Genomic DNA, 25082 nt, shown 5'->3' with positions numbered 1-25082 from the left:
CAGGATCAGAACAGCGGAGATATCGGCTTCACCACATACAGCATATTGCTGTCGGGCTTGCCGTCGTACAGGTACTTCTGCTTGATGCCGCCCAGGTTGTCCGGGGCGATCACGAAGTCGGCATCGTTGATGATGGCCAGGCGGTTCGCGTCGATGACCCACATGCCTTCCAGCTTGTCGTGCGGGTACTTCTGCGAGGCAATGGCGTCATACGCCAGCACCTTGGTGATGGGCTTGATGCCCAGCGCCGCCAGTTGCGCCCAGCCGGCGGCGTAGTTGTCGGCGGTGCCGCCGTCCTTGACCACCAGCTCCAGGGTCTTGCCGTCCACCAGCAGGCCGTTGGCGGCATTCACCGTGAGCGATGCGTTGGCGCTGCGCAGGGCGGTGTTGGAGCGGTCCACATTGGTCGCCTGGCCGATGTCGATCTTGTAGATGTTCTTGCGGACCACGCCGGTGTCGATGCCGTAGAACTTGGTATCGCGCTCGACCGCCAGGAAGCTGGTGGCGGAGAGGGCCACGATCTCGGAGTTGGCCAGGCCCGCCGCATCCTGGCGGTACAGGTACTGCGCCGTGGCACCGGTTTCGATGTTCACCGTGACGAGGCGAACCAGATTGATGCTGCCCACGGCGCTGGTGGGGTTGTAGAGGTTCGATTGCATCATGCCCACCAGCGTCTTGCCGTCGGGCGTGATGGTCAGGCCTTCCATGCCCCGGTTGGGCCAGCGCGTGGACAGCTCGGCCGGCAGGGTGCGCCCGGCCTTGTTGCGCGGGTCGGCCGCAAAGGGGTTGATGCGCTCGATCTCCTTGCCCGTGGCGTCGAAGTGCACGATGTGCGGGCCGTACTCGTCGCTGATCCAGAACGTGCCATCCTTCATCGCCACCAGGCCTTCGGAATCGAGCCCGCTTTCATCGAAGCCCTTGATGCCATCGCCGTCCGGGTCCAGCGACACGACGCTGCCGTCCAGGTTGTAGGGCGTCTCGCCGGTGCCGCCGAATTGGCGGTTGGGCAGGCCGGTGATCGGGCGGCCCTTGGGGTCCTTGAGCAGGATGGTGCTCACCAGTTCGGCCTTGCCTTCAGACGTGAGCTTGAACAGGCCGATGCGCGGGGTGTAGTCCGGCTTGACGAAGATGATGCCAGGCGGCGAGCGGGTGGCCTCGGTGGCGGCGTTCGGGCCGCGGTCGCTCAGGGCATAGAAGTACCCTTCCTGGGTGGGGTGCGGCGCCATGGACGAGCCGTAGCTGCCGTTGCGCAGCTCGGTCTTTTCGGCATTGTCCACCCGGCCCATCACCTCGTAGGGCAGGCTGGTCCCGCTGGCGCCGGGGTACTGGAACCCGTCGTCGGAGCCGCCGCAGGCGATCACACCTACTCCCAGGGCAAGGAGGGACAGGGCGCGGGGAACGAAATGCTTCATGGTTTGTTGGGGGGTGAGAATGGAAGACTTTTCGAGGGTATGAAGGTTGCGTGACAATCCCATGAATCCACCCAGGTTGGCGCCGCTGATCGCCCATGCGCCGCCGCACGACGACCTGCATTTGCGCTACAAACGCTGAAACAATTCCTGCGCTGCCGCCTTCGGCGCGCCCCGAACCACACCAGGAGGCATCCTTGACCCCTACCATCGGTTTCGCCACCCGGCTCGCCGTCTGCGCCAGCCTGTTGCTGTGCGCAGCGGGCACCGCACTCGCGCAGGACAGCAGCGCCAACTCGCGCATTGCCCGCGTCACCGTCTATTCGGGCACCGCCACCGTGGAGCGCGTGGCCAAGGTCGCCATGGGTGCGCGCAGCTTCACCTTCAGCTGCCTGCCGGCCTCCCTGGATGCGCAGAGCCTGCAGATCAATGCCGATGCCAGCGTGCGCGTGGGCGAATTCAACGTGCTCACCGAAGACCGCGACGTGGCCCCGGCATGCGCCAGCCCGCTGGACGGCCGCATACGCGACCTGGAAGACCAGATCGCTGGCGTGAAGGCCGAATCCGGCGCGCTGGGCCTGGTGGACAGCTACCTCAAGGGTGTGGCCGGCGGCCGGGGCACTGGCGACGAGACGCCCGGTGGCCGTGTACAGAGCCCCACGCCAGCGCAGATCACGGCCATGGCCGACGTGCTGCGCAAGTCGGGCCAGGACGCACTGGCCCGCACGCACCAGCTGCAGCGCAAGCAAGAGGCACTGGAACTGGCCTTGAAGCCCCTGGTGGCCGAGCGCAACCGTGTGGCCAGCCAGCGCGCGCGCGTGGTGTCGGTCAGCATCAACCTCGCGGCCGAGCGCGAGGGCGAGCTGCGCCTGTCCTACCAGGTGCGCGGCCCCGGCTGGCAGCCCACCTACCGGGCCACGCTGGACCCGGCCAAGGCCACCGTGCTGCTGGAACGCCAGGCCCTGGTCGCACAGAACAGCGGCGAGGACTGGAGCAATGTGCAGCTCGTGCTCTCCACCGGCCAGCCGGGACGCGCCACCCAGGGCCGCCTGCCGCGCCCGTGGACGCTGGATGTGGCGCCGCCACCGCAGCCCATGACCATGGCGGCTCCGGCGATGGCCATGGCCCCTGCCGCGCCTCCCGCCCCTGTGGCTCGGGAGCGGTCCATGGCCGAAGAGGCCATGCCCAGCTTCGACGTGAGCACCACCGACAGGGGCTTTGCCACCGAGTTCGCCGTGCCCCAGCGCATCACCGTGCCCTCCAGCGGCCAGCGCGTGACCCTGGCGCTGGGCAACCACAGCGCAGCGGCCACGCTGCTCACGCGCACCGCGCCGGCGGTGGAGGATGTCGCTTACCTGGTGGCCGAAGTCGCCACGCCGCCCGGCGTGTGGCCTGCAGGCGCCGTGGGGCTGTACCGCGACGGCGCCTTCGTGGGCACCGGGCGGCTGGACTTCGGCGCGCCCAGCACCGCACCTGCGGGCAGCACCAGCCTGTCGTTCGGCAAGGATGACCTGGTCACCGTGCGCGCCGAGGCGCCGCAGGACCTGACCAGCGCCGCGGGCTTCACGGGCTCGCGCACCGAGCGCCGCACCCGCCGCGCCTACAGCGTGGAAAACCGCCACCGGAGCGGCATCACGCTGCAGGTGCTGCATGCGGCCCCCGTCTCGCGCAACGAGAAGATCGAGGTCGAGTCGCGCTACCAGCCGCAGCCCGCCGAGATGGCCTTCAACCGCACACCGGGCACCGTGGCATGGCAGCAGCCCTTGGCGGCGGGCGCCACGGCGCAGTTCAGCGCCGAGCACACGATCCGCTACGCCAAGGAACTCCAGCTGCAGGAGCGCCAGTGACAGCCCCCACCATGGATCCGACATCCCCCAACACTCCGTCTGCGACGCGCCGCGCCACGGCGGCCTTCATGCTCTCGCACCCGGCCCACTGCATTGCGCTGGGCTTTGGCGCAGGGCTCTCGCGCATCGCCCCCGGCACCGTGGGCACGCTCTGGGCCTGGCTCGCCTTCCTGGCGCTGCAGCAGTGGCTGAGCCCCCTTGCCATGGGCCTGCTGATCGCCGCCAGTACCGTGGTCGGCTGGTGGGCGTGCACGGTAGCCGCGCGCAACCTGGGCATCGCTGATCCCGGCAACATCGTCTGGGACGAAGTGGTGGCCTTCTGGCTGGTGCTGTGGCTGGCCATGCCCATGGGCTGGTGGGGGCAACTCGCTGCGTTTGCGCTGTTCCGCTTCTTCGATGCCGCCAAGCCCGGCCCCGTGGCCTGGGCCGACAGCCTGTTCAAGGGCTTTGGCTGGCGCGGTGGCTGGGGCATCCTGTGGGACGACTTCGTTGCCGCCTTCTGCACGCTGCTGGTGATTGCGCTGTGGAGGTTCTGGGCATGAGCGACCCGGCAAACCAGGCCCGGCTGCTGGCCGACATCGCGGCCCAACTGCTCGCGCGCGGGCAGATGCTGGCCACGGCCGAGAGCTGCACCGGCGGCATGATCGCTGCGGCCTGCACCGACCTCTCCGGGTCGAGCCAGTGGTTCGAACGCGGCTTCGTGAGCTACTCCAACGAGGCCAAGGCCGAGCTGCTGGGCGTGCCGCCCGCACTGATCGACGCCCACGGCGCCGTGAGCGAGCCAGTGGCCCGCGCCATGGCCGCAGGCGCGGTGGCGCATTCGCGCGCGCAGGTGGCAGTGGCCGTCACCGGCGTGGCCGGGCCCACGGGCGGCAGCCCGGCCAAGCCCGTCGGCACGGTGTGGTTCGGCTGGGCCGTGGGTGGCGCCGTGCACACCGAACTGCAGCAATTCCCAGGCGATCGCGCCGCGGTGCGCCATGCCACCGTGGCGCACGCGCTGCAGCGGCTGCACCACTACCTGGGTTGACGCGGCAAGCGCGTCGCCCAGGCGCCAGCGGGCCTGCACAGCGCCGGTGTAGCATCCTCCGCCCGGGCTCCAGAGCCCGCATTGCCCCTACCGGAGCCTCCATGCACCCCAACGCCCAGACCCTGCAGCGCTTTTACACCGCCTTCGGCCAGCTCGACCATGCCACCATGCAGGCCTGCTACGCGCCCGACGCCAGCTTCGACGACGAGGCCTTCTCGCTCAAGGGCCGCGAGCAGATCGGCGGCATGTGGCGCATGCTTGCCACCGCCACGCGCAAGAACGGCGCCGAGCACTGGAAGCTCGAATCGAGCGGCATCGAGGCCGATGACAAGGGCGGACGCGCCCACTGGGAGGCACACTACCTTTTCAGCGCCACGGGGCGCAAGGTGCACAACATCATCGACGGCACGTTCACCTTCACGCCCGAAGGGCTGATCGCCACGCACCGCGACCGTTTCAATTTCTGGCGCTGGTCGCGCCAGGCCCTGGGCACTCCCGGGCTGCTGCTGGGCTGGTCGCCCTCGCTCAAGCGCAAGGTGCGCAGCACGGCGGCGGGCAACCTGGCCAAATTCCTCGCGCAGGAAAAGAAGTAAGCCAGCGCAGGCTGCGGCAGCAGCCCGACCTCAGCCGCTGCGCGGCGCCGAACCCATCCGGTCGATCAGCACCGCGCTGGCCTGGTTGAGCCCCAGCACCTGCACCGTGCAGCCATGGTGCTGCAGGCGCTGCACCACCTTGTCGAGCGCAGCCACGGCGGTGACGTCCCAGAAATGCGCGCCCGAGACGTCGATGCACACGGGCCGGCCTTCGGCGCCCAGGATGTCGAAGGCGTCGATGAAGGCATCGGCCGAGGCAAAGAACACCTGGCCCGTGACCTGCCAGGTGCGCAGGCCGCTGGCTTCATCATCCGTTGCGCGCACCTGCAGCATGCGCGCCACCTTGAAGGCAAAGAACACGCCGCTGAGCAGCACCCCCACCGCCACGCCGGCTGCCAGGTTGTGCGTGGAGAGGGTCACGGCCACTGTGGCCAGCACCACGGCGCTGGACATGCGCGGGTGGCGCACCAAGGTGCCGAGCGACTTCCAGTCGAAGGTGGAAGCCGACACCATGACCATGATGGCCACCAGGGCGATCACCGGCACCTGCGACACCCACGGCTTGAGCACCACCATGAGGATCAGCAGGAACACGCCGGCGAACAGCGTGGACAGTCGCCCGCGCCCGCCGTACTTCACGTTGCCCACCGCTTGGCCGATCATGCCGCAGCCGGCAATGCCGCCGAACAGGCTGGCTGCCACGTTGGCCACGCCCAGGCCGGCGCATTCGCGGTTCTTGGAGCTCGGCGTATCCGTCATCTCGTCTACCACGGCAGCGGTCAGCACCGATTCCAGCAGGCCCACCATGGCGATGGCCAGCGCGGGCAGCGCAATGATGCGCAGCGTGTCGAACGCCAGCGGCACCTCGGGCAGGCCGAACAGGGGCAGGGAATCGGGCAACTGGCCCAGGTCGGCCACGGTGGGCAGCGGCAGGCCCATGCCAGAGGCCACGAGCGTGAGTGCCACCACGCAGATCAGCGGCGAAGGGATGGCCGTGAGCGCGCGCCAACCGAGCCGATGGCCCAGCGCGGGCAGCCCGTAGATGATGGCCAGCCCCAGGCCCAGCGTGGCCCAGGTGGCCGCGCCCGCGCCGGCGAGGTGCGGCAGCTGCGCCGAGAAGATCAGGATGGCCAGCGCATTCACGAAGCCGGTGCGCACCGAGCTGGAAACGAAGCGCACCAGCACCCCCAGGCGCAGCAGCCCGAAGGCCAGTTGCACCAAGCCCGCCAGGATGCCCGCAGCCAACAGGTACTGCAGCCCATGCGACTGCACCAGCGGCGCCGCCACCAGGGCAACGGAGCCAGCCGCCGCCGAGACCATGGCCGGGCGCCCGCCCACGAAGGCGATCACCAGGCTGATGACGAACGAGGCAAAGAGCCCCACCGACGGGTTCACCCCCGCGACAAAGGAAAAGGCGATGACCTCGGGGATCAGTGCAAAGGTGGCAACGGCACCGGCCAGCAGTTCGCGCGGAATGCTGACCGGCGCCCATTCGGCGCGCAGGCGGGACAAGGTGGAGGCGTTCATGGGACAGGCGCACGCCGCAGGCGCGCTCGGTCAACGGGGACAGGATAGAGGAAGCAGGAAACACACCCACGGGCGCCGCGCCCGTGGAAACGGCGCACCGCAACCGCGTGCGCCGCAGGACAAGGGCTCAACCGCCGCTCAGTTGGCGCCGTGGCACTTCTTGTACTTCTTGCCGCTGCCGCAGTGGCAGGGGTCGTTGCGGCCGGGCTCGGGCGCCTTGCGGATGGTTTCCACGCGCGGGCCCATGCTCTTCCAGATCTGGCGCAGGTCGTACACGGCCCAGATGGCCTCGCCGAAGGCCTCTACCCGGGCCTGGCTGGTGCTGGGCGGGCCGTTCTCGTCGAACATGCAGACTTCAGGCTTGCCAGTGTCGTCTTCGGTCAGGGCAACGATGCTGTCCAGCGCGTCGTTGAGCCATTGGGCGGCCTCCTTGTCGCGCGGGGCCGCCCAGTCCTCGGGCCAATTTTCCACCGCGAACATGAAACCCAGCGCCCAGACCTGGCCGAACGAGGGGATGTCCTGCTCGTCCGAGTCCATCTCGGCGCGCTGCTCTTCCGTCAGGCTGGCCACCGCGCCGCGCATGTCCATGGCCTCGGGCTGGAAGGTCTGATCGTCGTCCAGGCGGTCGACCTTGGCATCGAGCTGGCGCACCACCTCGTCCCAGCGGCGTGTCCACAACTCCAGGAACCGCGCCTGCTGGGCTGCGTCGGCAAACGCCGGCAGCAGCGGCAGGGGCTCGCCCTCGGCCACTTCGAGCTCGGCGCCATCGCCCAGCAGCATGGGCAGGTACTCGGCCGGCGCGATGGGGCGGCGGTTGCAGATGACGGCGGTCATGAAGCCATCGCAGAACTCCCACTGGGGAATCTCGTCGCCGCGCGTGCGCAGGTCATCAAGGAGGTTGTCGATCTCTTCGAGCTCGTCAGGACCCAGGGCCGGGGCCAAGGCAGCGGTTTCGGGATCGGTTTCGGGCTTTTCAATGGGGTCGGTCATGGCGGGGCTCCGTGGTGCGGCTGCTGGAAGCAAAGTTTTACTTTTATGATGCGCAAGGCCTGCGCCCGAGCGCAACACCCGGGCACAGTGCGGTGGGCGGCAACGCCACCCGCGCAAAGGCGGCCAGTGTAGCCCTCCCGCTTCGCCCGCAAAAGAACCAGGACACCCGATGATCCACCAACTCAACTCCCTGTACCCGGTGCGCTACACGGCCTTTGCACTGTGTGTGCTGGGCCTGCTGGCGGCGCTCTGCGCCCTCGTGGCCTTCGGCGCAAGCCTGCCGCTGGTGCTGGCCCTGGGAGCGCTGGGGGCGCTGGTGGCCGTGGGCGTGTACGACCTGCGCCAGACGCGCCATGCCATCCTGCGCAACTACCCGGTCATCGGGCACATCCGATTCATGCTCGAATACGTTCGCCCCGAGGTGCGCCAGTACTTCATCGAGAGCGACAGCGAGGCCGCCCCCTTCTCGCGCGCCCAGCGCTCCCTGGTCTACCAGCGCGCCAAGGGCGAGCCCGACAACCGGCCCTTCGGCACGCACCTGGACGTGGGCGCACGCGGCTACGAGTGGGTGAACCACTCCATGGCGCCTTCGCACCTCACGTCGAGCGACTTTCGCGTATGGATCGGCGGCAGCCCCGATGCGCCCTCGCCCTCCGTGTCGCCGTGCACCCAGCCCTACCACGCCAGCGTGTTCAACATCTCAGCCATGAGCTTTGGCGCGCTGTCGGCCAACGCGGTGCTGGCGCTGAACAAGGGCGCGCAGTTGGGTGGCTTTGCCCACGACACGGGCGAAGGCTCCATCTCGCAACACCACCGCGTGCACGGAGGCGACCTGATCTGGGAAATCGGTTCGGGCTACTTCGGCTGCCGCAACGATGATGGCAGCTTCAGCCCCGAGCGCTTTGCCACGAATGCGCAGGACCCGCAGGTGAAGATGATCGAGCTCAAGCTGAGCCAGGGCGCCAAGCCCGGGCACGGTGGGGTACTGCCCGCAGCCAAGGTCACCATCGAGATCGCGGCCGCACGCGGCGTGCCCGTGGGCAAAGACTGCATCTCGCCCTCGCGGCACAGCGCGTTTGCGAGCCCGGTGGAGATGATGCAGTTCATTGCCCGCCTGCGCGAGCTCTCGGGCGGCAAGCCCACGGGTTTCAAATTCTGCCTCGGCCATCCCTGGGAGTGGTTTGCCATCGTCAAGGCCATGCTGGTCACGGGCATCACGCCCGACTTCATCGTGGTGGACGGGGCCGAGGGTGGCACAGGCGCAGCCCCCGTGGAGTTCAGCGACCATGTGGGCGCGCCGCTGCAGGAAGGCCTGCTGCTGGTGCACAACACGCTGGTGGGCGTGAACCTGCGCGAGCGCGTGCGCATAGGCTGCGCGGGCAAGGTGATCACCGCCTTCGACATCGCGCGCATGATGGCGCTGGGTGCCGACTGGTGCAATGCCGGGCGCGGCTTCATGATGGCGCTGGGCTGCATCCAGGCGCAAAGCTGCCACACCGGCCACTGCCCCACCGGCGTGACCACGCAGGACGCGCAGCGCCAACAGGCCCTGGTGGTGCCCGACAAGGCCTCGCGCGTGGCGCAGTTCCACCACAGCACCCTGCATGCGCTGCAGGAGCTGGTGCAGGCCGCCGGACTGCAGCACCCCAAGGACATCACGGCCCACCACATCGTGCGCCGCATCAGCGATACCGAGGTACGTCTTCTGTCCAACCTGATCACGCGCATGCAGCCCGGCGCCTTGCTGGGCCCGCTGGAGGCGCAGCACAACGTGTTCCGACTGTACTGGCCGCTGTCCAGCGCACACAGCTTTGCCGCCAGCGAACCGGCGCTGGAACCGTCAGTGCCGCACCATGTGGAAGTGGCCCACGCGGCCGTGGCCGCCGTCAGCGATCTGCCCGCCAACGCCGCCGTATGACGATGGAAGCAGGCAAGGTTCCTGACAGCAACCCCGGCAGCAACCCCGTCGATTACGCGGCCTACCTGCGCCAGCAGCTCGTGCAGCAGCAGTTCAATGTCGCCAGCTACCGGCTCGGCGAGGAGCAGGTATGGCTCAAGAAAGCCGGTGCACCCCACGGCCCGGGCCGCTACCGTGCCATGGCGGCAATGGCTGCGGTGTTGCGGCTGGAAGTGCTGCGCCCGGTGCCCAACCGGGGCGGACGCGAAGCCATCGCCACCGAGGTGCGGCGCCTGCGCGACTTGCAGGCGCGCGGCCTGCGCGTGCCCACCGTGCTGGCGGCGCAGGAGGATGGCTTTTTGATGCGCCACCTGGGGCGGCCCGCGCAGCAAACGCCCTCGCTGGGCAATGAGATCGACCATGCCGTGTCCGCCGGGCCCGCCGCCGTGCTGGCGCTGTGGCAGCAGGGCCTGGTGGCCATTGCGCAGGTGCACGCCAGCGGCACCTGCCTGAGCCAGGCGTTCGCGCGCAACCTCGTGCGCTGCCCCGATCGCGTGGTGGGCTACATCGATTTCGAGGACGACCCGGCCGCCGTGCTGCCGCTGCCGGTATGCCACGCGCGCGATGCGCTGTGCTACGCGCACTCCACGGCCATCTACCTGCGCCTGGTGGGCGCGCTCGACGACGCCCGCGCGATGTGGACCGCGTGGATCGCGTCAGGCAGCCCGGAGCTGCAGGCCATGCTGGCCACCAGCATCGGGCGCATGGGCTGGATGCGGCACCTGCCGCAGAACCGCAAGCTCGGCCGCGACATGCAGCGCGTGCGCGCGGCCTACGACCTGCTGCGGCCTTGAACCATGCCCGCGGACATGGGCTGCGCGCAAAGCGGGCCCGTCCTTAGCGGGCTGTAGGCATTGGCTGACAGAGGCAGACCGGCCGCCCGCCTATCGTGCAGGCGGTGCTCCCGTTTGCCTCCTTTTGCCTCTGCCCAATGTCTACTCCTGCCGCCACCCTTTCAGCACCACCCGCTCCCGCATCGCCGCCGCCGGCCGCGAAGAAGCCCCGTCGCCGCCGCCCTCCCACCCTGTCGCTCTCGGCATGGAAGCAGTTCATGAGCGTGGCCCGCCCCTACTGGATGGGCGAGAAAAAAAGAACCGCCTGGGGCCTGCTGGCGCTGCTCATCGGCCTGATGGTCTGCGAGACACAGCTGGCCGTGATGCTGATCGACAAGACCGGCGAGATGACCTCGGCCCTGGCGGCCAAGCAGGCCGATCGCTTCTGGGACGCGGTGCGCGCCAGCCTCATCGTACTGGCCTTCGCGGTGCCGGTGTACGCCTTCTACTACTACATGCGCGACGCGTTTTCCAACCACTGGCGGCGCTGGCTCACGCACCGCTTCCTGGATGGCTACCTGGGTGAGCGCAAGTACTACGAACTCGGTACCGGCAGCGACATCGATAACCCCGACCAGCGCATCAGCGAAGACATCAACACCTTCACCGGGCGCTCCACGCACTTCCTGCTGATCTTTCTGGGCTCGCTGATGCAGCTCGTGGCGTTCAGCGCGGTGCTGTGGTCCATTTCCAAGGTGCTGGTGGGCTTTCTGGCGGTGTATGCGCTGCTGGGAACCTTCGGCGCGCTGTACCTGTTTGGCGCACCGCTGATCCGCCTCAATTTCTGGCAGATCCGGCGTGAGGCGGACTTCCGCTTCGGGCTGATGCGGCTGCGCGAGAACGCCGAGTCCATCGCCTTCTACCGCGGCGAGCCGCAGGAGCGCGCGCAGATCGACCACCGCTTCGAGGCGGCCTTCACCAACTATGCGCGGCTCATCAAGAAGCAGCGTTCGCTCAACCTGTTCCAGCGCTCGTTCAGCCAGCTCACGCTGGTGCTGCCGAGCATCATCCTGGCCAATGGCGTGCTTTCGGGCGAACTCGAGGTGGGGCGCGCGATCCAGGCGGCCGGCGCCTTTGCAGCGGTGCTGGGCGCGGTGTCGCTCATCGTGGACAACTTCGAGAGCCTGAGCCGCTTCGTGGCCGGCATCGACCGGCTGCACGCGCTGTCGCAGATGGTCCTCAAGACACCTGCCGCCCCCACCCCCTGGGCCGAGCCGGCAGCGACGACGCCGCCCGCCAACGGCACCGATAGCGCAGCACAGGCGCCATCGGAACCTGCGCCGCAGATTGCCACGCGCATCGGCGAAGCCATGGCCATCGAGGGGCTCACGCTCTACACGCCGCAGTTCGGCCGCCTGCTGGTGCAGGACCTGTCACTGCAGCTGCAAACTGGCGATGCCCTGCTGATCACCGGCCCCAGCGGCTGCGGCAAAAGCTCGCTGCTGCGGGCCATTGCAGGCCTGTGGCGCACCGGCAGCGGTGCAGTGCAGCACCCGCCGATGGAGGACGTGTTCTTTCTGCCGCAGCGCCCGTACATGCAGATGGGTACGCTGCGCAGCCAGATCATCTACCCCATGAAGGAGACCGACCTGGCGGACGAACGCTTGCTGGAGCTGTTGCAGGAAGTGCAGCTCGAATCGCTGGCCGAACACGTGGGCGGGCTCGACGCCTCGCACGACTGGGAAAAGCAGCTGTCCATCGGCGAGCAGCAGCGCCTGGCCTTTGCCCGGGTGCTGGCGCGTGCGCCGCGCATCGTGATCCTGGACGAAGCCACCAGCGCCCTCGACAGCGCCAACGAGGCGGCGCTTTACGAGCGCCTGCGCGCCAACGGCACCACGCTGATCAGCATTGCCCACCGCCCGGCCGTGCTCAAGCACCACACCCATGTGCTGGAGCTCAAGGGCGAGGGCGCGTGGCAGGTGCACGCGGCGGGCGACTTCAGCTTCGACCGCTGACGGGAATATCAGGCGTCAGCGCTGGCGGGTTCGGCCGCCACCTCCCACACCAGCGCTGTCGCCACGTGAGCGTCCAGCGTCAGCAGGCGCTTGCGCATGCAGATCACGGCCTTGTCCTTGCTCAACAGGATGGCACGGTGCGCGGCGGCCAGGTCGATGAACTTCTGGTCGTCGGTGTCCTTGCAGACGTAGGCCACGCGCGGGGCAATCGCCACCAGGCGGGCCTGGGCGTCGAAGGCAGCCAGCACCTGCGCCGCGTCCACACGGTAGTAGTCCATGCGGCCGACGATGTGCGGGTAGGCCAGCACGCGCTCGAGTTCGTCGCGCATGACCTGCGTGGCGATCCAGGCCAGGCGCCCTTCGGCGAGCAGTTGGCGCAGCGGCACGGTGGCCGGGTCCGAGAAGATCAGCAGGTCCAGCGCGACGTTGGTGTCGACGACCACAGGGCGCACGGGTTCACCCGCCGGCGCCTGGGCCGGCAGCGCCAGCTCAACCCGCATCGCGCGGGCCGGCCGGTGGCGTATCGGACGATGGCTTGGTGCGCACCGATCCCTTGACCATGTCGAAGCGGAACATGCGGCACTCGATGGGGCCGTTCCACATGGGCACTCGGCGCGACTCCTTCAGGCGCATCTTGCCGGGCAGCTTGAGGTCGGGGGTCAGCATCCAGGCCGTCCAGCCCGCATAGTTCTTCTTCCAGTGGGTGGCCAACTGGCTGAAGAACTCGCCGCCGTCGTCGGTGTGCGCGGCCTCGCGGCCCACGCTGGCGCCCAGGGCCCGCTCGGCCGCGCGTTCGTTGGCGTTCTGGCCTGCGGAGCCGGCGGCGGCAATGCGCTCGCCGTAGGGCGGGTTGAGCAGCATCAGGCCCGGCTGTTCGCTCGGCGGCATGCGCTGCAATGCGTCGCCACCGCGCAACTGCACGGCGTCGGCCACGCCCGCGCGCTCGGCATTGCGCTCGGCAAAATCGACCATGCGGTGGGCCACGTCGCTGCCGAAGATGGGCACGGGGCTCGCCTGGATGGCGCTCTCGGCCTCGGCCTGGATGGCCGACCACACATGGCCCTGGAAGGGCAGCAGCTTTTCAAATGCGAAGCGGCGCAGCATGCCGGCCGGGATGCGGCAGGCGATCTGCGCGGCCTCGATGGCGATGGTGCCGCTGCCGCAGCAGGGGTCGTACAGCGGCACGGGCGCATCACCGAGCGGGTCCCAGCCGCTGGCGGCGATCATGGCGGCGGCCAGGGTTTCCTTGAGCGGGGCGTCGCCCTTGTCCTCGCGCCAGCCGCGCTTGAACAGCGGCTCGCCCGAGGTGTCGATGTAGACCGTGGCCTCTTCGGTGGTCAGGTGCAGGTGGATGCGCACGTCGGGCCACTGGGTGTTCACGTCGGGGCGCACGCCGGACTTGGCGCGAAAACGGTCGGCCACCGCGTCCTTCACGCGCAGGCCGGCAAAGTTCAGGCTCTGCAGCGGGCTGTGCTGGGCCGTGACCTCGACCTTGAAGGTCTGGCGCGTGGTGAACCAGATTTCCCAGGCCACCTCGCTGGCGATGCCGTACAGGTCGTTCTCGGAGCGGTAGGGCCGGTGCGCCAATTGCACCAGCACGCGCTGCGCTAGCCGGCTGTGCAGGTTGAGCAGCAGCGCCTGGCGCCACGAGGCGCGCAGCAGCACGCCGCCCCGGCCCATGAGCAGGTCCTGGCCCGTGAGGCCGGTGATGGCGTGCACTTCGTCGGCGAGGTAGCCCTCGACACCGGCGGCGCAGGGGAGAAAGAGTTGGAGTTGGTTCATGGCACTGGGCGACAGGATACGCGCTTAAACGCCGACTGCGTCGGTCGCTGCGCGCGCCAGCAGCAGTTGGCGGATGGATTCAGGGATGGGTGCCACCTTGCGGTCGCTGCGGCCGATGAAGACGATGCCGACCTTGCCGCGCGCCACTTCGCGGCCGGTGGTCTTCTCCGTCATCCGAAAGACGAGGTCGAAGCCGTAGCGGTTGAGGTCCTCGGGCGCCATCTCCACGCACATGGTCTCGCCATGGAAGCCTTCGGACTTGTACTGGGCCACGATGTCGCCCACCACGGTGGACAGGCCGCCCACATCCGCCTCGGGGTAACCGAGCGACTGGAAGAAGCGCACGCGCGCCTCGGACACCAGGCTCAGCAGTTGCGCATTGTCCAGGTGCCCGCCCTGGTTGACGTGGCTGATGTAGATCTGCAGCTCGGTGGCAAAGCCGAAGTGCGTGGGGAGGTCGAAAACAATGCGGGCCATGGGGCAGGGAAACGGAGGGTCGAGAAAAGACAGCGAAACGGGGGCAGGACGCCCCCGAAAAAGCCCGCAACGGGCATCGAAAAGCTGCATGCCGGACGGCAAGGATGGCCCATACGGGTGAGGCCTTGCCCCAGCGGGCCTCGGGGCGGCAGAAGTCTCTTATGCTCCCGGGATAGCCGATTTTACCCGGAGCCCCCATGCACACCCTGCGCTGCACCCTGACCCTCGCCCTGATTGCGGCCGCGCTCACGGGCACGGCGCATGCCCAGACGCTCTACAAATCCGTGGATGCGCGCGGAAAAGTCGTCTACAGCGACCAGGCGCCCACGTCGGGTGCGGTGCAAGAGACCCTGAAGCTCGAGAGCCTGCCCGTCAGCGTGGTCCCGGGCAACCCGCTGCCGCCCGCCACCCCCGGCCAGGCTGCCACTGGCACCCAGACGGCCGCCGCCCAGCCCCGGGGCGAGGTCACGCTCTACATGGCCACCTGGTGCGGCTACTGCAAGGCGGCCAAGGCCTACCTGGGAGGCAAGGGCATCGCCTACCGGGAGTTCGACGTGGACACGCCCACCGGCAAGGCCGCCTTTGCGCAGCTCGGGGCCCGTGGCGTGCCGGTGCTGCTCACCAATGGCCAGCGGGTGGCGGGCTTCAGCACGCAGTCGTATGACGCCGTCTTCACCAGCCGCAAGTAAGCCACCACCTCACTCACTCCGTTCCACCGCTCCATGCTCCGCACTGCCCTCACGCTGCTCACCTTCGCCCTGTGCCTGCCCGTTCTTGCCGAAGAACTGCGCGTTCCGCTGCCCGGGCGCGACGACCTCGTCATCGACCTGCCCGCCCAATGGCGCGCCCAGGTGCGCCGCCCCCATGCCGAGCTACCGCCCTCGGTCGCCATCAGCGGCCCCGATGCCACGGCCCTGCAGATGATCCTCACGCCCATCTGGCCCGCAGGCAGCTCCGCCAAGGCCCCCACGGCCGATGAGCTGCGGGCGCAGGTCCAGTCGGGCGCGACCCAGGCCAAGCCCAGGGCCGTCGAAGCCGCGCTGCCGCTCAAGGACCTGGGCGCCTCGGGCAAGACGGGCTACTACTTTTCGGCCACCGACCGCGCCCCCGAGCCGGGCGGCTACAAGCACCTGACCCAGGGCGTGCTGGGCATGAACGAACTGCGCGTGGCCTTCACCGTGCTGGCCAATGGCCAGTCGCACGAGCCGACCGCACAGGCGCTGGAGCTGCTGCGCTCGCTGCGGCGCGCACCGGCCTCGAAGTCGCCTTGATGGCGGATGGCCCACCCACCATGCACCCCATGCTCGGCACCATCATGGTCTACGCGCGCGACATGCAGCGCAGCGCTGCGTTCTACGGCACGCATTTCGGCCTGCAGACCACGGGAGAGGTGGTGGAGGGCCTGATCGAACTCAAGGCCCCGGACGGCGGCGCCAGCATCCTCATCCACCAGGCGGCCAAGAGCGTGAAGCTCGGCCAGGCCGGGGTGAAGCTGTGCTTTCATGTGCACGACGTGGAGGCCTTCAAGGCCAATGCGCTGACGCAGGGCCTGGCATTCGGCAGCACGCACCAGGCCAATGGCTATGCGTTTGCCAACGTGAAGGACCCGGACGGCAACGCCGTCAGCATCTCCAGCCGGGCGTTCAGAAACGCGGCCTGATCAGAGCGCCTTGCGCAGGTTGGCTGGCGCGATCCGGAGCGCCTCGCGGTACTTGGCCACGGTGCGGCGCGCGCACTCGATGCCCTGCTCCTTGAGCATCTCGGCGATCTGGCTGTCCGACAGCGGCTTGGCGGGGCTTTCGGCCGCCACGAACTGCTTGATGAGGGCGCGCACGGCCGTGCTCGATGCGTTGCCGCCGGTCTCGGTGCCCAGGCCCGAGCCGAAGAAGTACTTGAGCTCGTAGGTGCCGATGGGCGTGGACATGTACTTGGCCGTGGTGACGCGGCTGATGGTGGACTCGTGCAAACCCAGCTCATCGGCGATGTCGCGCAGCACCAGCGGGCGCATGGCCAGCTCGCCATGGGTGAAGAAGCTCTTTTGCCGCTCGACGATGGCCCGCGAGACGCGCAGGATGGTGTCAAAGCGCTGCTGGATGTTCTTGATGAACCAGCGCGCCTCCTGCAGCCGCTGCTGCATCGCCTGGTGGCCCTCGCCGCCCTTGTGGCCGCGCAGGGCACCGGCGTAGATGTCGTGCACGCGCAGGCGCGGCATCACATCGGGGTTCAGGGCCACGATGAAGTTGTGCTGGCCATCGCGGCCATTGGCCCGCCCGGCCTTGCGCACGATGACGTCGGGCACGATGATGTTGCGCTCCACGTCCACGAACTTGCGCCCGGGGCGTGGCTCCAGCCGCGCGATCAGGGCCATGGCGGCGCGCGTGCGCTCCTCGCCGTCGCCACACAGCTGCGTGAGGCGGCGGATGTCCCGGCGCGCCAGCATCTCCAGCGGCTGCTGGCACACACGCAACGCGGTCTGCACGGTGTCGGGGTCGATTTCGCTGTCTTCATCGGCGGCCAGCGCCGTGAGCTGAAGCGTGAGGCATTCACCCAGGCCACGTGCACCCACGCCCACAGGCTCCAGGCTCTGCAGCAGGCGCAGGGCGACGGTGAAGCGGTGCACCAGTTCCTCGATCTGCTCCAGGTCGTCCGGGCCGGCCAGGCCGACGGCCAGCTCTTCCAGCGGGTCTTCGAGGTAGCCGTCGTCGTTGAGCGATTCGATCAAAAAGCGCAGGGCGGCCCGGTCCACCTCGGACAGGCGCAATGAAAGCGCCTGGCGGTGCAAAAATGCGGTGAGCGATTCGTGCGTACGCACCAGTTCGGTGGCGTCGGCCTCGTCGCCTTCGGAATCATTGCGGTTGCGGGCCGGCGCATCGCCGCCCCACTCGGCATCGTTGGGGGACACGTCCACAGTGCCATCGCCACTCCAGTCGGGCTCGTCGCCCGCACTGCTGCCCACTTCCGCATCGCCCTGCGGGCTGTCGGCCGAGGTCTCGGTCGACGTGCTGGTGCCCGGGGCGCTGGAATAGACCGCGTCGTCGGAACTGTAATCGTCTGGCTGCACCGGCGCATCGGCCGTGTCCACGCCGAACTCCTCGCGCGGGGCCTCGTCGGCATTGCGTTCGAGAAAGGGGTTTTCGTCGAGCATCTGCTCGACCTCCTGGCCCAGCTCCAGCGTGGACAGCTGCAGCAGCCGGATGGACTGCTGCAATTGCGGCGTGAGCGCCAGGTGCTGCGATACGCGCAGTGACAGGCCGGGCTTCATCGCACAGCCCCCCGGGGCTGCCGCAAAGGCAGGTGCATGGCGAACGGGTGGTCCATCGGTCTGCTACATGCGGAAGTGTTCACCCAGGTACACCCGGCGCACTTCGGCGTTGTCGACGATTTCGGAGGGGGTTCCCTGGGCCAGCACATGGCCATCGCTGATGATGAAGGCGTGGTCGCAGATGCCCAGCGTCTCGCGCACGTTGTGGTCGGTGATGAGCACGCCGATGCCGCGCGCCTTGAGGAAGCCGATGATGCGCTGGATCTCGATCACGGCGATGGGGTCGATGCCGGCAAAGGGCTCGTCCAGCAGGATGAAGCGCGGCTGCGTGGCCAGCGCGCGGGCGATCTCCACGCGGCGGCGCTCGCCGCCGGACAGGGCCAGCGCGGGCGAGGCGCGCAGGTGCTCCACGCGCAGTTCCGTGAGCAGCGCGGTCAGGCGCTCTTCGATGGCCTGGCGCGGCAGCGGCTGGCCGTCCTCGCCGCGCTGCAATTCGAGCACGGCGCGCACGTTCTCCTCGACCGTGAGCTTGCGGAAGATCGAGGCTTCCTGCGGCAGGTAGGACAGCCCCAGGCGCGAACGGCGGTGGATGGGCATGTGGGCCACCGAGTGGCCGTCGATGCGGATGTCGCCGGCATCGCTGCGCACCAGGCCCACGATCATGTAGAACGAGGTGGTCTTGCCAGCGCCGTTGGGCCCGAGCAGCCCGACGACCTCGCCCTTTTGCACGACCAGCGACACGTCCTTGACGACCTTGCGGCTGCCGTAGGATTTTTCGAGGTGGTGCACCTCCAGCCGGCTGCCCGCCGGGGAATCGGCGGCGGTACTCACGTGCTGCCCACTCACTTGGCGCCGCCGCTCAGGGTGCTGCTGGGGCGCAGGGCGGTGCCCGGTGCCGCTGCGGCAGGGGCGGCCGCGCTGGCGGGTGTTTCCTTGGGCGACAGGATGGCGCGCACGCGGCCACCGGGCGCCGGGGTGTCGCCCGCCGCATTGGTGCTGCCGCGCGGCTTGGCGTCCACGGTGAACACGTCGGTCAGGTTGTTGTAGACGATGACCTGCCCGGTGATCTCGTCGGTCAGCGTGGATTCGCGGTAGCGCCGCAGCTCGGCGCGGGTGATGAACTTCACGTTGTCGGCCCGGCCGTCGTACTCGATGACCTCGCTCTCGCCTTCGATGAACTCGTCGGGCGCGCCCGCCAGCGTGTCGCGCTTCTGGCGAAAGAAGGCGCGCTTGCCCGGCTCGGCCGTGACCACGCCGAACTGGTAGCCGTCCGCGTCCTGGCGCACGTCCAGGCGCGCGCCACGCAGCACGATGGTGCCCTTGGTCATGACCACGCGGCCGGTGAACACGCTGGTCTGCTTGAGCTCATCGTGGCGCAGTGCGTCGGCCTCGATGTTCATGGGCTTGTTGCGGTCGGCCTTTTCGGCGTGGGCCGCCGTCTGGACCATGGCCAGGGCCGAGAGGAGGAGTAGGGTCGGGAGGATGCGGTAGTTCATAGGGCACGAATCTTGCAGATCATTGTAGCCACCCGTGGCGACATGCCATGAAAAAAGCCCGCATCCGCGGGCTTTTGGTACACACAGGCGCCAGTCCTGCCAAGAAATGGTCAGCCTTTGCGGACCGCGCCCACCAGATGCTCTACCACCTGCAGCACGACAGGCATGCTGCCGGCCATGGTGCCATCGGTGTAGAAGCGGCCGGCCACACCCATCGAGGGCACGCCTTCCACACCGTACGCATCCTGCAGCTGCGACGCGCGGCGCACCTGGTTGGAGACGGTGAACGAGCTGTAGATTTCCTTGAACTTGGCCACGTCCACGCCCTGCGTGGCGATCCAGGCCATGATTTCATCGTCCTTGGCGAGCTTGGCCTTCTCCACGTGGATGGCACGGAAGACCTTGGCATGCAGCGCATCGAGCTTGCCCATGCCTTCGAGCGTGAAATACAGCTTTTGCTGTGGCACGAAGCTGGGATTGAACGCCACCGGGATGCGGCGGATGCTCAGGTCCTTGGGGGCTGCCTTGACCCATGCGTCGAGCGTGGGCTCGAAGGCATTGCAGTGGGGGCAGCTGTACCAGAAGAATTCGATCACATCGACCTTGCCCGCCGGCGCGTCGGGCGTGACGGGCTTGTCGAGCTTGCGGTAGTCCTTGCCCTCCTTGAACTGGCGCGGTTGCGCCAGCGCGGGGGCGGCCACGGGCAGGGTCAGGGCGGATGCGGCCACTGCGGAAGCGGCAGACAGGGAAAACTCGCGGCGTTTCATGAAAGTGACACTCCTTGGTCTGGTATTGGGGGGTGTGAGCCACGCCCCCGGAAAAAGTTCAGGCAGGCATGCCCTCAGCGCTGCACCCGCACCAGGGCGGACTCGACGCCCGTGGTGTCGAGCTTGTCCTTGAGCTGGGCGGCGTCATCGCGCTTGGTGAACGGGCCAACGCGCACGCGGAACACGGTGCGGCCATTCTGCTCGCGCTCGCTCACGCGGGCCTCCCAGCCCAGCATGGCCAGCTTGGCGCGCTGCGCATCGGCATCGGCCTGGGTGCGGAAGGCACCGGCCTGCACGAAGTAGTCGAAGGGGTCGGCACTGTTGCCGGGCGCCGCAGCGGCCTTGGCAGCGGCCAGATCCCCCAACGGGTCGGCACTGCCGGGCTTGATGGCTGCGGCGGCAGGCTTGGCCGACGAGGCGGCGGCACGCGGGTCCGCTGCTGCCACGGCAGGTGCCGAGGCAGCAGGCGCAGGCGCCGGTGCCACCCCTGCCGTGGCGGGAGCCGACGCTGCGGCCGCAGGAGGCCGCGCGGGGTTCTTGCCATACAGCGGCGAGTTCGGGTCCCAGTTCTTGTTCTTCTGCGCTTCGGCCGCGTCCTGGTCGGTGCCGCGTGCGCCACCCTTGTTCAGGAAAGGCACGGGCACCTTGGTCACGTAGACGGCGACCGCCAGCGCGGCGCCCAGGCCGAAGATCACGCCCACGATAAAGCCGATGATGGTTCCGCCCAGTTGCTTGTTCTTCATAGGTAGTGGTCGCTTACATTCTGGCCGGAGCCGATACGCCCAGCACAGCCAGGCCATTGTGCAATACCTGCGCGGTGGCGGCGACGAGGGCCAGGCGCGCGCGCTTGACGGCCTCGTCGTCCACCAGGATGCGCTCGGCGTCGTAGTAGCTGTGGTAGCTGGCGGCCAGGTCGCGCAGGTAGAAGGTGACGTCGTGCGGGGCTTCTCCGTCGGCCGCAGCGGTGAGCATTTCGGGGTACTTGGCCAGCTGCAGCATCAGTGCCTGGGCTTGCGGGCCTTCGAGCGGGGACAGGTCCAAGCCCTGGAGAGAAGCCACGTCGCCACCGCCCTGCTCGGCCCAACTGCGCAGCACCGAGCAGATGCGCGCATGCGCATACTGCACGTAGTACACCGGGTTGTCGTTGTTCTGCGCCACGGCCAGGTCCACGTCGAAGGTGTACTCGGTGTCGGGCTTGCGGCTGAGCAGGAAGAAGCGCACCGCGTCCTTGCTGGTCCATTCGATCAGGTCGCGCAAGGTGACGTAGCTGCCGGCACGCTTGCTGATCTTGACCTCTTCGCCGCCCTTGACCACGCGCACCATGGTGTGCAGCACGTAGTCGGGGTAGCCGTGCGGGATGCCCACTTCGGCCGCCTGCAGTCCGGCGCGCACGCGCGCGATGGTGCCGTGGTGGTCGGTGCCCTGGATGTTGACCACCTTGGTGTAGCCGCGCTCCCACTTGGCGATATGGTAGGCCACGTCGGGCACGAAGTAGGTGTAGGTACCGTCCTGCTTGCGCATCACGCGGTCCTTGTCGTCGCCGTAGTCCGTGCTCTTGAGCCACAGGGCGCCGTCATGCTCGTAGGTCTTGCCGTTGGCCACGAGCTTGCCCACCGTGGCCTCCACGCGGCCGCTGGTGTACAGGCTCGACTCAAGGTAGTACTCGTCGAACTTCAGGTTGAAGGCCTGCAGGTCCTTGTCCTGCTCGTTGCGCAGGTAGGCCACGGCGAACTGGCGGATCGATTCCACGTCGTCCACGTCGCCGCTGGCTGTGTACTCGCGGTCATCGGCCTTGACGGTCTTCTTCGCCAGGAAGTCGTTGGCGATGTCCTGGATGTAGTCGCCGTTGTAGAAGGCCTTGCTGGCCGGGTTCTCGGAATCCGTAGGCCAGCACTCGTCGCCGGGCTTGAAGCCCTTGGCGCGCAGCTGCGTGCTGTTCGTGAGCGTCTGGATCTGCACGCCCGCATCGTTGTAATAGAACTCGCGGTGCACACCCCACCCCTGGGTGGCGAACAGGTTGCAGATGGCATCGCCCAGGGCGGCCTGGCGGCCGTGGCCCACATGCAGCGGGCCCGTAGGGTTGGCCGAGACGAACTCGACCAGCACCTTGGCACCGCGGTCGGCCTGGTAGCCGAAGCGCTCGCCGGCAGACAGCACCTCGCGCACCACCTCCTGCTTGGCAGCGGGCTTCAAGCGAATGTTCAGGAAGCCCGGGCCCGCGATCTCGATGGCATCGACCCAGCGCGTGAAGGCGGGCGTGGCCTCCAGCGCCGCCTTGAGCTGCTCGCCCAGCGCGCGCGGGTTGAGCTTGAGCGGCTTGGCCAGTTGCATGGCCGCCGTGCAGGCGAAATCGCCATGCGCGGCCACCTTGGGGGATTCGAATGCCGCCTTGGCGCCCGCGCCAGGGGAAAGGGTGTCCAGCTCGGCCGCGAGAGCGGCCAGCAGATCGTGTTTGACAGAGAGCATCCCGCGATTTTACGGGGCGGGCCGTGACTGCCCTGGCAGGGTGTGTTGCCCACGCCACCAAATGCGCGCACGGGCCTGCACAACAGGCACATAAAAAGCGCTGCGCAGCTGCAACAGATTGCAAAGAATCCTGTCATCCCGCGAACCGTGTCAGCGCAGCCCGGGGGCTGTACGTTGTAATCGGGCAATCCGATGCGGATTGCATCGGATGCCCTTACCACCGGAGCACTATATGAAAAAGCTTCTCTCCCTGACGGCCCTGAGCCTGGTCCTCTCTTTCGGTGCAGCACACGCTGCCGACGCCCCTGCGGCCAAGGCCTCCGCGCCCGCAGCTGCGGCTGCAGCCGCCCCGGCGGCGCCTGCAGCATCGGCCGCAGCACCCACCAAGCAGCAGTCCAAGATGGCCACCTGCAACACCGAGGCAGCCGACAAGAAGGGTGACGAGCGCAAGGCCTTCATGAAGACCTGCCTGTCCAACAAGCCTGCGACCCAGCAGGACAAGATGAAGACTTGCAACGCCGACGCCAAGGGCAAGAAGGGCGACGAGCGCAAGGCCTTCATGAGCGAATGCCTCAAGAAGTGATCTGCCGTGCCGGCCTGCCTGGCCGGCATTCGCCAGCAACCCGCCCGGCCCCGTGCCCGGCGGGTTTTTTCATGGCCTGGTGCCTGTGCTTACCAGCCCCGCGCCCAGAACACCGCGATCACGGCCACCACCGGGATCGCATGGGCCTGCAGCATCACCAGGCGGCGCACCCTGGCGACTTCTCTCTTATCCGGCAGGGTGCCATCGGCGCGCAGCTGGCGCAGCCAGCGCCGGAAGGCGATGGTAGGGAAGATGGAGACGATGGCAATCGCCACCACCAGTGTGATCTTGAAGTGGAACATGGGCTGGGACACGTACCAGGACATGCCCTTGACCCCGAAGAACACCCGCGCCAGCCCTGTGGCCACCAGCGCCATGGCCGAGGCGGCATAGATGGCGTCGAGCCGCGCCAGGCGCTCCACCACTGCGGCATTGAGCCATTCGATGCGGCACAGCGCGGCCTGGCTCGACAGGAAGACCACCAGGGTCAGGATGGCCACTATGTGCAGGGCGGCCAATACGGCTTCGAGGGTCATCGCGGATCCTTGTTTGGGGCAGTTCGCGGCGATTGTGCGCGAGGAACGGCCCCGCAGAGGTAGGCGCCCTTCCTGACCCGTCCCTCGGCCGGCTGTTGCATGCGAAAAAGGAGCGTGCCCATGCAGGCACACCCCTTCTTGTGAAACCATGGCCCCGCAACGGGCCTGCCAGCGATCAGGCGGCCGTGCGCGCCACGGCGGCCACATCGGCCGGCACCACGGGTGCTGACACGGGGACTGCCACGTCCGGCAGCGGGTGACCGTCCAGGGCCGCGTGCAGGCGGGTGTAGTCCAGCGCGTTTTCCCAGCGCGAGACCACCACGGTGGCCACGGCGTTGCCGATGAAGTTGGTCAGCGAGCGGCATTCGCTCATGAAGCGGTCCACGCCCAGGATCAAGGCCATGCCGGCCACGGGCACTTCGGGCACCACGGCCAGGGTGGCGGCCAGGGTGATGAAGCCCGCGCCGGTTACGCCAGCCGCGCCCTTGGAGCTGAGCATGGCCACCAGCAGCAGGGCGACCTGGTGGCCCAGCGTGAGTTCGGTGTTGGTGGCCTGGGCGATGAACAGCGCGGCCAGCGTCATGTAGATGTTGGTGCCGTCCAGGTTGAAGGAGTAGCCCGTGGGCACCACCAGGCCGACCACCGACTTGCTGCAACCGGCCTTTTCCATCTTTTCCATCAGTGAAGGCAGGGCCGATTCGGAGGACGAGGTGCCCAGCACCAGCATCAGCTCGGCCTTGAGGTAGCGGCACAGCTTGAGCACCGAGAAGCCGCACAGGCGCGCCACGAAGCCCAGCACCACCAGCACGAAGAGCAAGGAGGTGATGTAGAACGAACCGACCAGCCAGGCCAGGTTGACCAGCGAGCCCAGGCCGAACTTGCCGATGGTGAACGCCATGGCACCGAAGGCCCCCAGGGGCGCGGCCTTCATCACCAGGCCCACCACCTTGAACACGGGGGTCGTCAACGCTTCGAGAAAGTTCTGCACGGGGCGGCCGGCCTCACCCACCATGGCCAGCGCCACGCCGAACAGCACGGCCACCAGCAGCACCTGCAGGATGTTGTCGCCCACGAAGGGGCTGATCAGCGTCTTGGGGATGATGTCCATGGCAAAGCCGGTGAGCGTCATCTCGTGCGACTTGGCCACGTAGGTCTTGACGGCCGTCTGGTCCAGGTCGGCCGGGTTGATGTTCATGCCCGCGCCGGGCTGCACCACGTTGGCCACGATCATGCCGATGACCAGCGCCAGCGTGGAGAAGAACAAGAAGTACGCCATGGCCTTGCCGAACACCCGACCGACGGAGCTGAGCTGGGACATGCCCGCGATGCCGGTGACGATGGTCAGGAAGATCACCGGGGCGATGATCATCTTCACCAGCTTGATGAAGGCATCGCCCAACGGCTTGAGGGCCTCGCCGTACGCCGGCTCGAAATGGCCCAGCAGCACGCCCAGGACGATGGCGAGCACCACCTGGAAGTACAGTTGGCGGTAGAACGGCAGGTGCACCGGTTGGGCGGCCTGGGCAGGAATGGCGTGCATGGGAGACTCCAGAAGTCACGGGAACTGCACCACCG

Annotated in this window: 25 protein-coding genes; 11 read left to right on the top strand and 14 right to left on the bottom strand. The window is 68.0% G+C overall.

Annotation, left to right across the window (positions count from 1 at the left end):
• Nucleotides 1-5 precede the first annotated feature (5 nt).
• Nucleotides 6-1412 carry an esterase-like activity of phytase family protein gene (locus ACSQ9E_RS31180; RefSeq protein ID WP_436220040.1) on the bottom strand — a complete coding sequence of 469 codons (1407 nt, stop codon included), beginning with the start codon at nucleotides 1410-1412 and terminating at the stop codon, nucleotides 6-8.
• A gap of 95 nt (nucleotides 1413-1507) precedes the next feature.
• Between ACSQ9E_RS31180 and ACSQ9E_RS31175 the strand changes: the two genes are divergently transcribed.
• The 4 genes from ACSQ9E_RS31175 (at nucleotide 1508) to ACSQ9E_RS31160 (ending at nucleotide 4876) form a co-directional block, all read left to right on the top strand.
• Entirely contained in the window at nucleotides 1508-3256 is a 1749-nt protein-coding gene (locus ACSQ9E_RS31175) for a DUF4139 domain-containing protein (RefSeq protein WP_436220039.1), read from the top strand.
• An 11-nt stretch (nucleotides 3257-3267) separates the two neighbouring features.
• Nucleotides 3268-3798, top strand: a complete 531-nt coding sequence (locus ACSQ9E_RS31170; protein ID WP_057268513.1) for a phosphatidylglycerophosphatase A family protein — start codon at nucleotides 3268-3270, stop codon at nucleotides 3796-3798.
• Nucleotides 3795-4283 carry a CinA family protein gene (locus tag ACSQ9E_RS31165; RefSeq protein ID WP_057268512.1) on the top strand — a complete coding sequence of 163 codons (489 nt, stop codon included), beginning with the start codon at nucleotides 3795-3797 and terminating at the stop codon, nucleotides 4281-4283. Before ACSQ9E_RS31170 ends, ACSQ9E_RS31165 begins: the two co-directional genes overlap by 4 nt.
• A 101-nt stretch (nucleotides 4284-4384) precedes the next feature.
• A complete protein-coding gene (locus tag ACSQ9E_RS31160; RefSeq protein WP_057268511.1) occupies nucleotides 4385-4876 on the top strand; it encodes a nuclear transport factor 2 family protein in 492 nt (163 codons plus the stop codon).
• Nucleotides 4877-4906: 30 nt separating this feature from the next.
• On the opposite strand, the gene ACSQ9E_RS31155 is transcribed toward ACSQ9E_RS31160, so the two are convergent.
• Both ACSQ9E_RS31155 and ACSQ9E_RS31150 read right to left on the bottom strand, forming a co-directional pair.
• A complete protein-coding gene (locus ACSQ9E_RS31155) occupies nucleotides 4907-6403 on the bottom strand; it encodes a SulP family inorganic anion transporter (protein WP_436220038.1) in 1497 nt (498 codons plus the stop codon).
• A 138-nt stretch (nucleotides 6404-6541) separates the two neighbouring features.
• Entirely contained in the window at nucleotides 6542-7393 is an 852-nt protein-coding gene (locus ACSQ9E_RS31150) for a YecA family protein (protein ID WP_057203898.1), read from the bottom strand.
• Between the two features lie 169 nt (nucleotides 7394-7562).
• On the opposite strand from ACSQ9E_RS31150, the gene ACSQ9E_RS31145 reads away from it, so the two are divergent.
• From ACSQ9E_RS31145 to ACSQ9E_RS31135, 3 genes are all read left to right on the top strand, one after another.
• Nucleotides 7563-9311: an FMN-binding glutamate synthase family protein gene (locus tag ACSQ9E_RS31145; protein ID WP_436220037.1), complete on the top strand. Its 1749-nt coding sequence runs from the start codon at nucleotides 7563-7565 to the stop codon at nucleotides 9309-9311.
• Nucleotides 9308-10144 (top strand): hypothetical protein, encoded by an 837-nt coding sequence (locus ACSQ9E_RS31140; RefSeq protein WP_436220036.1) that lies wholly within the window; start codon nucleotides 9308-9310, stop codon nucleotides 10142-10144. The genes ACSQ9E_RS31145 and ACSQ9E_RS31140 overlap by 4 nt, the downstream gene beginning before the upstream one ends.
• Nucleotides 10145-10401: 257 nt before the next feature.
• On the top strand, nucleotides 10402-12138 hold the full coding sequence (locus ACSQ9E_RS31135) for an ABC transporter ATP-binding protein/permease (RefSeq protein ID WP_436220282.1): 1737 nt from the start codon (nucleotides 10402-10404) through the stop codon (nucleotides 12136-12138).
• Between the two features lie 8 nt (nucleotides 12139-12146).
• Here ACSQ9E_RS31135 and ACSQ9E_RS31130 read toward each other — a convergent pair whose 3' ends face one another.
• The 3 genes from ACSQ9E_RS31130 to ACSQ9E_RS31120 are packed head-to-tail and all read right to left on the bottom strand — an operon-like array spanning nucleotide 12147 to nucleotide 14397.
• The gene (locus ACSQ9E_RS31130; protein WP_436220035.1) at nucleotides 12147-12638 is read right to left on the bottom strand and encodes a putative toxin-antitoxin system toxin component, PIN family; all 492 of its coding nucleotides are present in this window, start codon (nucleotides 12636-12638) and stop codon (nucleotides 12147-12149) included.
• Nucleotides 12628-13920 carry a THUMP domain-containing class I SAM-dependent RNA methyltransferase gene (locus ACSQ9E_RS31125; RefSeq protein ID WP_057203893.1) on the bottom strand — a complete coding sequence of 431 codons (1293 nt, stop codon included), beginning with the start codon at nucleotides 13918-13920 and terminating at the stop codon, nucleotides 12628-12630. Before ACSQ9E_RS31125 ends, ACSQ9E_RS31130 begins: the two co-directional genes overlap by 11 nt.
• A gap of 24 nt (nucleotides 13921-13944) precedes the next feature.
• Nucleotides 13945-14397 carry an acyl-CoA thioesterase gene (locus tag ACSQ9E_RS31120; protein WP_436180035.1) on the bottom strand — a complete coding sequence of 151 codons (453 nt, stop codon included), beginning with the start codon at nucleotides 14395-14397 and terminating at the stop codon, nucleotides 13945-13947.
• Nucleotides 14398-14594: 197 nt separating this feature from the next.
• On the opposite strand from ACSQ9E_RS31120, the gene ACSQ9E_RS31115 reads away from it, so the two are divergent.
• From ACSQ9E_RS31115 to ACSQ9E_RS31105, 3 genes are read left to right on the top strand one after another with little or no spacing between them, the layout of a single operon-like run.
• The gene (locus ACSQ9E_RS31115; protein ID WP_436220034.1) at nucleotides 14595-15086 is read left to right on the top strand and encodes a glutaredoxin domain-containing protein; all 492 of its coding nucleotides are present in this window, start codon (nucleotides 14595-14597) and stop codon (nucleotides 15084-15086) included.
• 33 nt (nucleotides 15087-15119) lie between these two features.
• Entirely contained in the window at nucleotides 15120-15668 is a 549-nt protein-coding gene (locus ACSQ9E_RS31110) for a hypothetical protein (protein WP_436220033.1), read from the top strand.
• Nucleotides 15669-15688: 20 nt separating this feature from the next.
• Nucleotides 15689-16057, top strand: a complete 369-nt coding sequence (locus tag ACSQ9E_RS31105) for a VOC family protein (RefSeq protein WP_436220032.1) — start codon at nucleotides 15689-15691, stop codon at nucleotides 16055-16057.
• Here ACSQ9E_RS31105 and ACSQ9E_RS31100 read toward each other — a convergent pair whose 3' ends face one another.
• From ACSQ9E_RS31100 to argS, 6 genes are all read right to left on the bottom strand, one after another.
• On the bottom strand, nucleotides 16058-17659 hold the full coding sequence (locus tag ACSQ9E_RS31100) for an RNA polymerase factor sigma-54 (protein WP_436220031.1): 1602 nt from the start codon (nucleotides 17657-17659) through the stop codon (nucleotides 16058-16060).
• 63 nt (nucleotides 17660-17722) lie between these two features.
• Nucleotides 17723-18505, bottom strand: coding sequence for an LPS export ABC transporter ATP-binding protein (gene lptB / locus ACSQ9E_RS31095; RefSeq protein ID WP_436220030.1), 783 nt, complete (start codon nucleotides 18503-18505; stop codon nucleotides 17723-17725).
• Complete coding sequence (gene lptA, locus ACSQ9E_RS31090) at nucleotides 18502-19155, bottom strand: lipopolysaccharide transport periplasmic protein LptA (RefSeq protein ID WP_436220029.1); 654 nt, start codon at nucleotides 19153-19155, stop codon at nucleotides 18502-18504. The genes lptB and lptA overlap by 4 nt, the downstream gene beginning before the upstream one ends.
• Nucleotides 19156-19265: 110 nt before the next feature.
• Nucleotides 19266-19922 carry a thiol:disulfide interchange protein DsbA/DsbL gene (locus tag ACSQ9E_RS31085; protein WP_057268505.1) on the bottom strand — a complete coding sequence of 219 codons (657 nt, stop codon included), beginning with the start codon at nucleotides 19920-19922 and terminating at the stop codon, nucleotides 19266-19268.
• Between the two features lie 74 nt (nucleotides 19923-19996).
• Nucleotides 19997-20665, bottom strand: a complete 669-nt coding sequence (locus tag ACSQ9E_RS31080) for an SPOR domain-containing protein (protein ID WP_436220028.1) — start codon at nucleotides 20663-20665, stop codon at nucleotides 19997-19999.
• Between the two features lie 13 nt (nucleotides 20666-20678).
• On the bottom strand, nucleotides 20679-22388 hold the full coding sequence (gene argS, locus ACSQ9E_RS31075) for an arginine--tRNA ligase (protein WP_436220027.1): 1710 nt from the start codon (nucleotides 22386-22388) through the stop codon (nucleotides 20679-20681).
• 232 nt (nucleotides 22389-22620) lie between these two features.
• Between argS and ACSQ9E_RS31070 the strand changes: the two genes are divergently transcribed.
• Entirely contained in the window at nucleotides 22621-22971 is a 351-nt protein-coding gene (locus ACSQ9E_RS31070; protein ID WP_436180039.1) for a PsiF family protein, read from the top strand.
• A gap of 89 nt (nucleotides 22972-23060) precedes the next feature.
• Here ACSQ9E_RS31070 and ACSQ9E_RS31065 read toward each other — a convergent pair whose 3' ends face one another.
• Together ACSQ9E_RS31065 and ACSQ9E_RS31060 are read right to left on the bottom strand one after the other, a co-directional pair.
• Complete coding sequence (locus tag ACSQ9E_RS31065) at nucleotides 23061-23507, bottom strand: DUF2214 family protein (RefSeq protein WP_057203881.1); 447 nt, start codon at nucleotides 23505-23507, stop codon at nucleotides 23061-23063.
• 175 nt (nucleotides 23508-23682) lie between these two features.
• Nucleotides 23683-25047 (bottom strand): dicarboxylate/amino acid:cation symporter, encoded by a 1365-nt coding sequence (locus ACSQ9E_RS31060; RefSeq protein ID WP_057268504.1) that lies wholly within the window; start codon nucleotides 25045-25047, stop codon nucleotides 23683-23685.
• Between the last annotated feature and the right edge of the window lie 35 nt (nucleotides 25048-25082).

It is taken from the genome of Acidovorax sp. LjRoot118, assembly GCF_964253575.1.
In the GTDB taxonomy this organism is placed as follows: domain Bacteria; phylum Pseudomonadota; class Gammaproteobacteria; order Burkholderiales; family Burkholderiaceae_C; genus Acidovorax.
The sequence above is the reverse complement of the archived record's forward strand: the minus strand, read 5'-3'. Positions and strand labels throughout refer to the sequence as shown.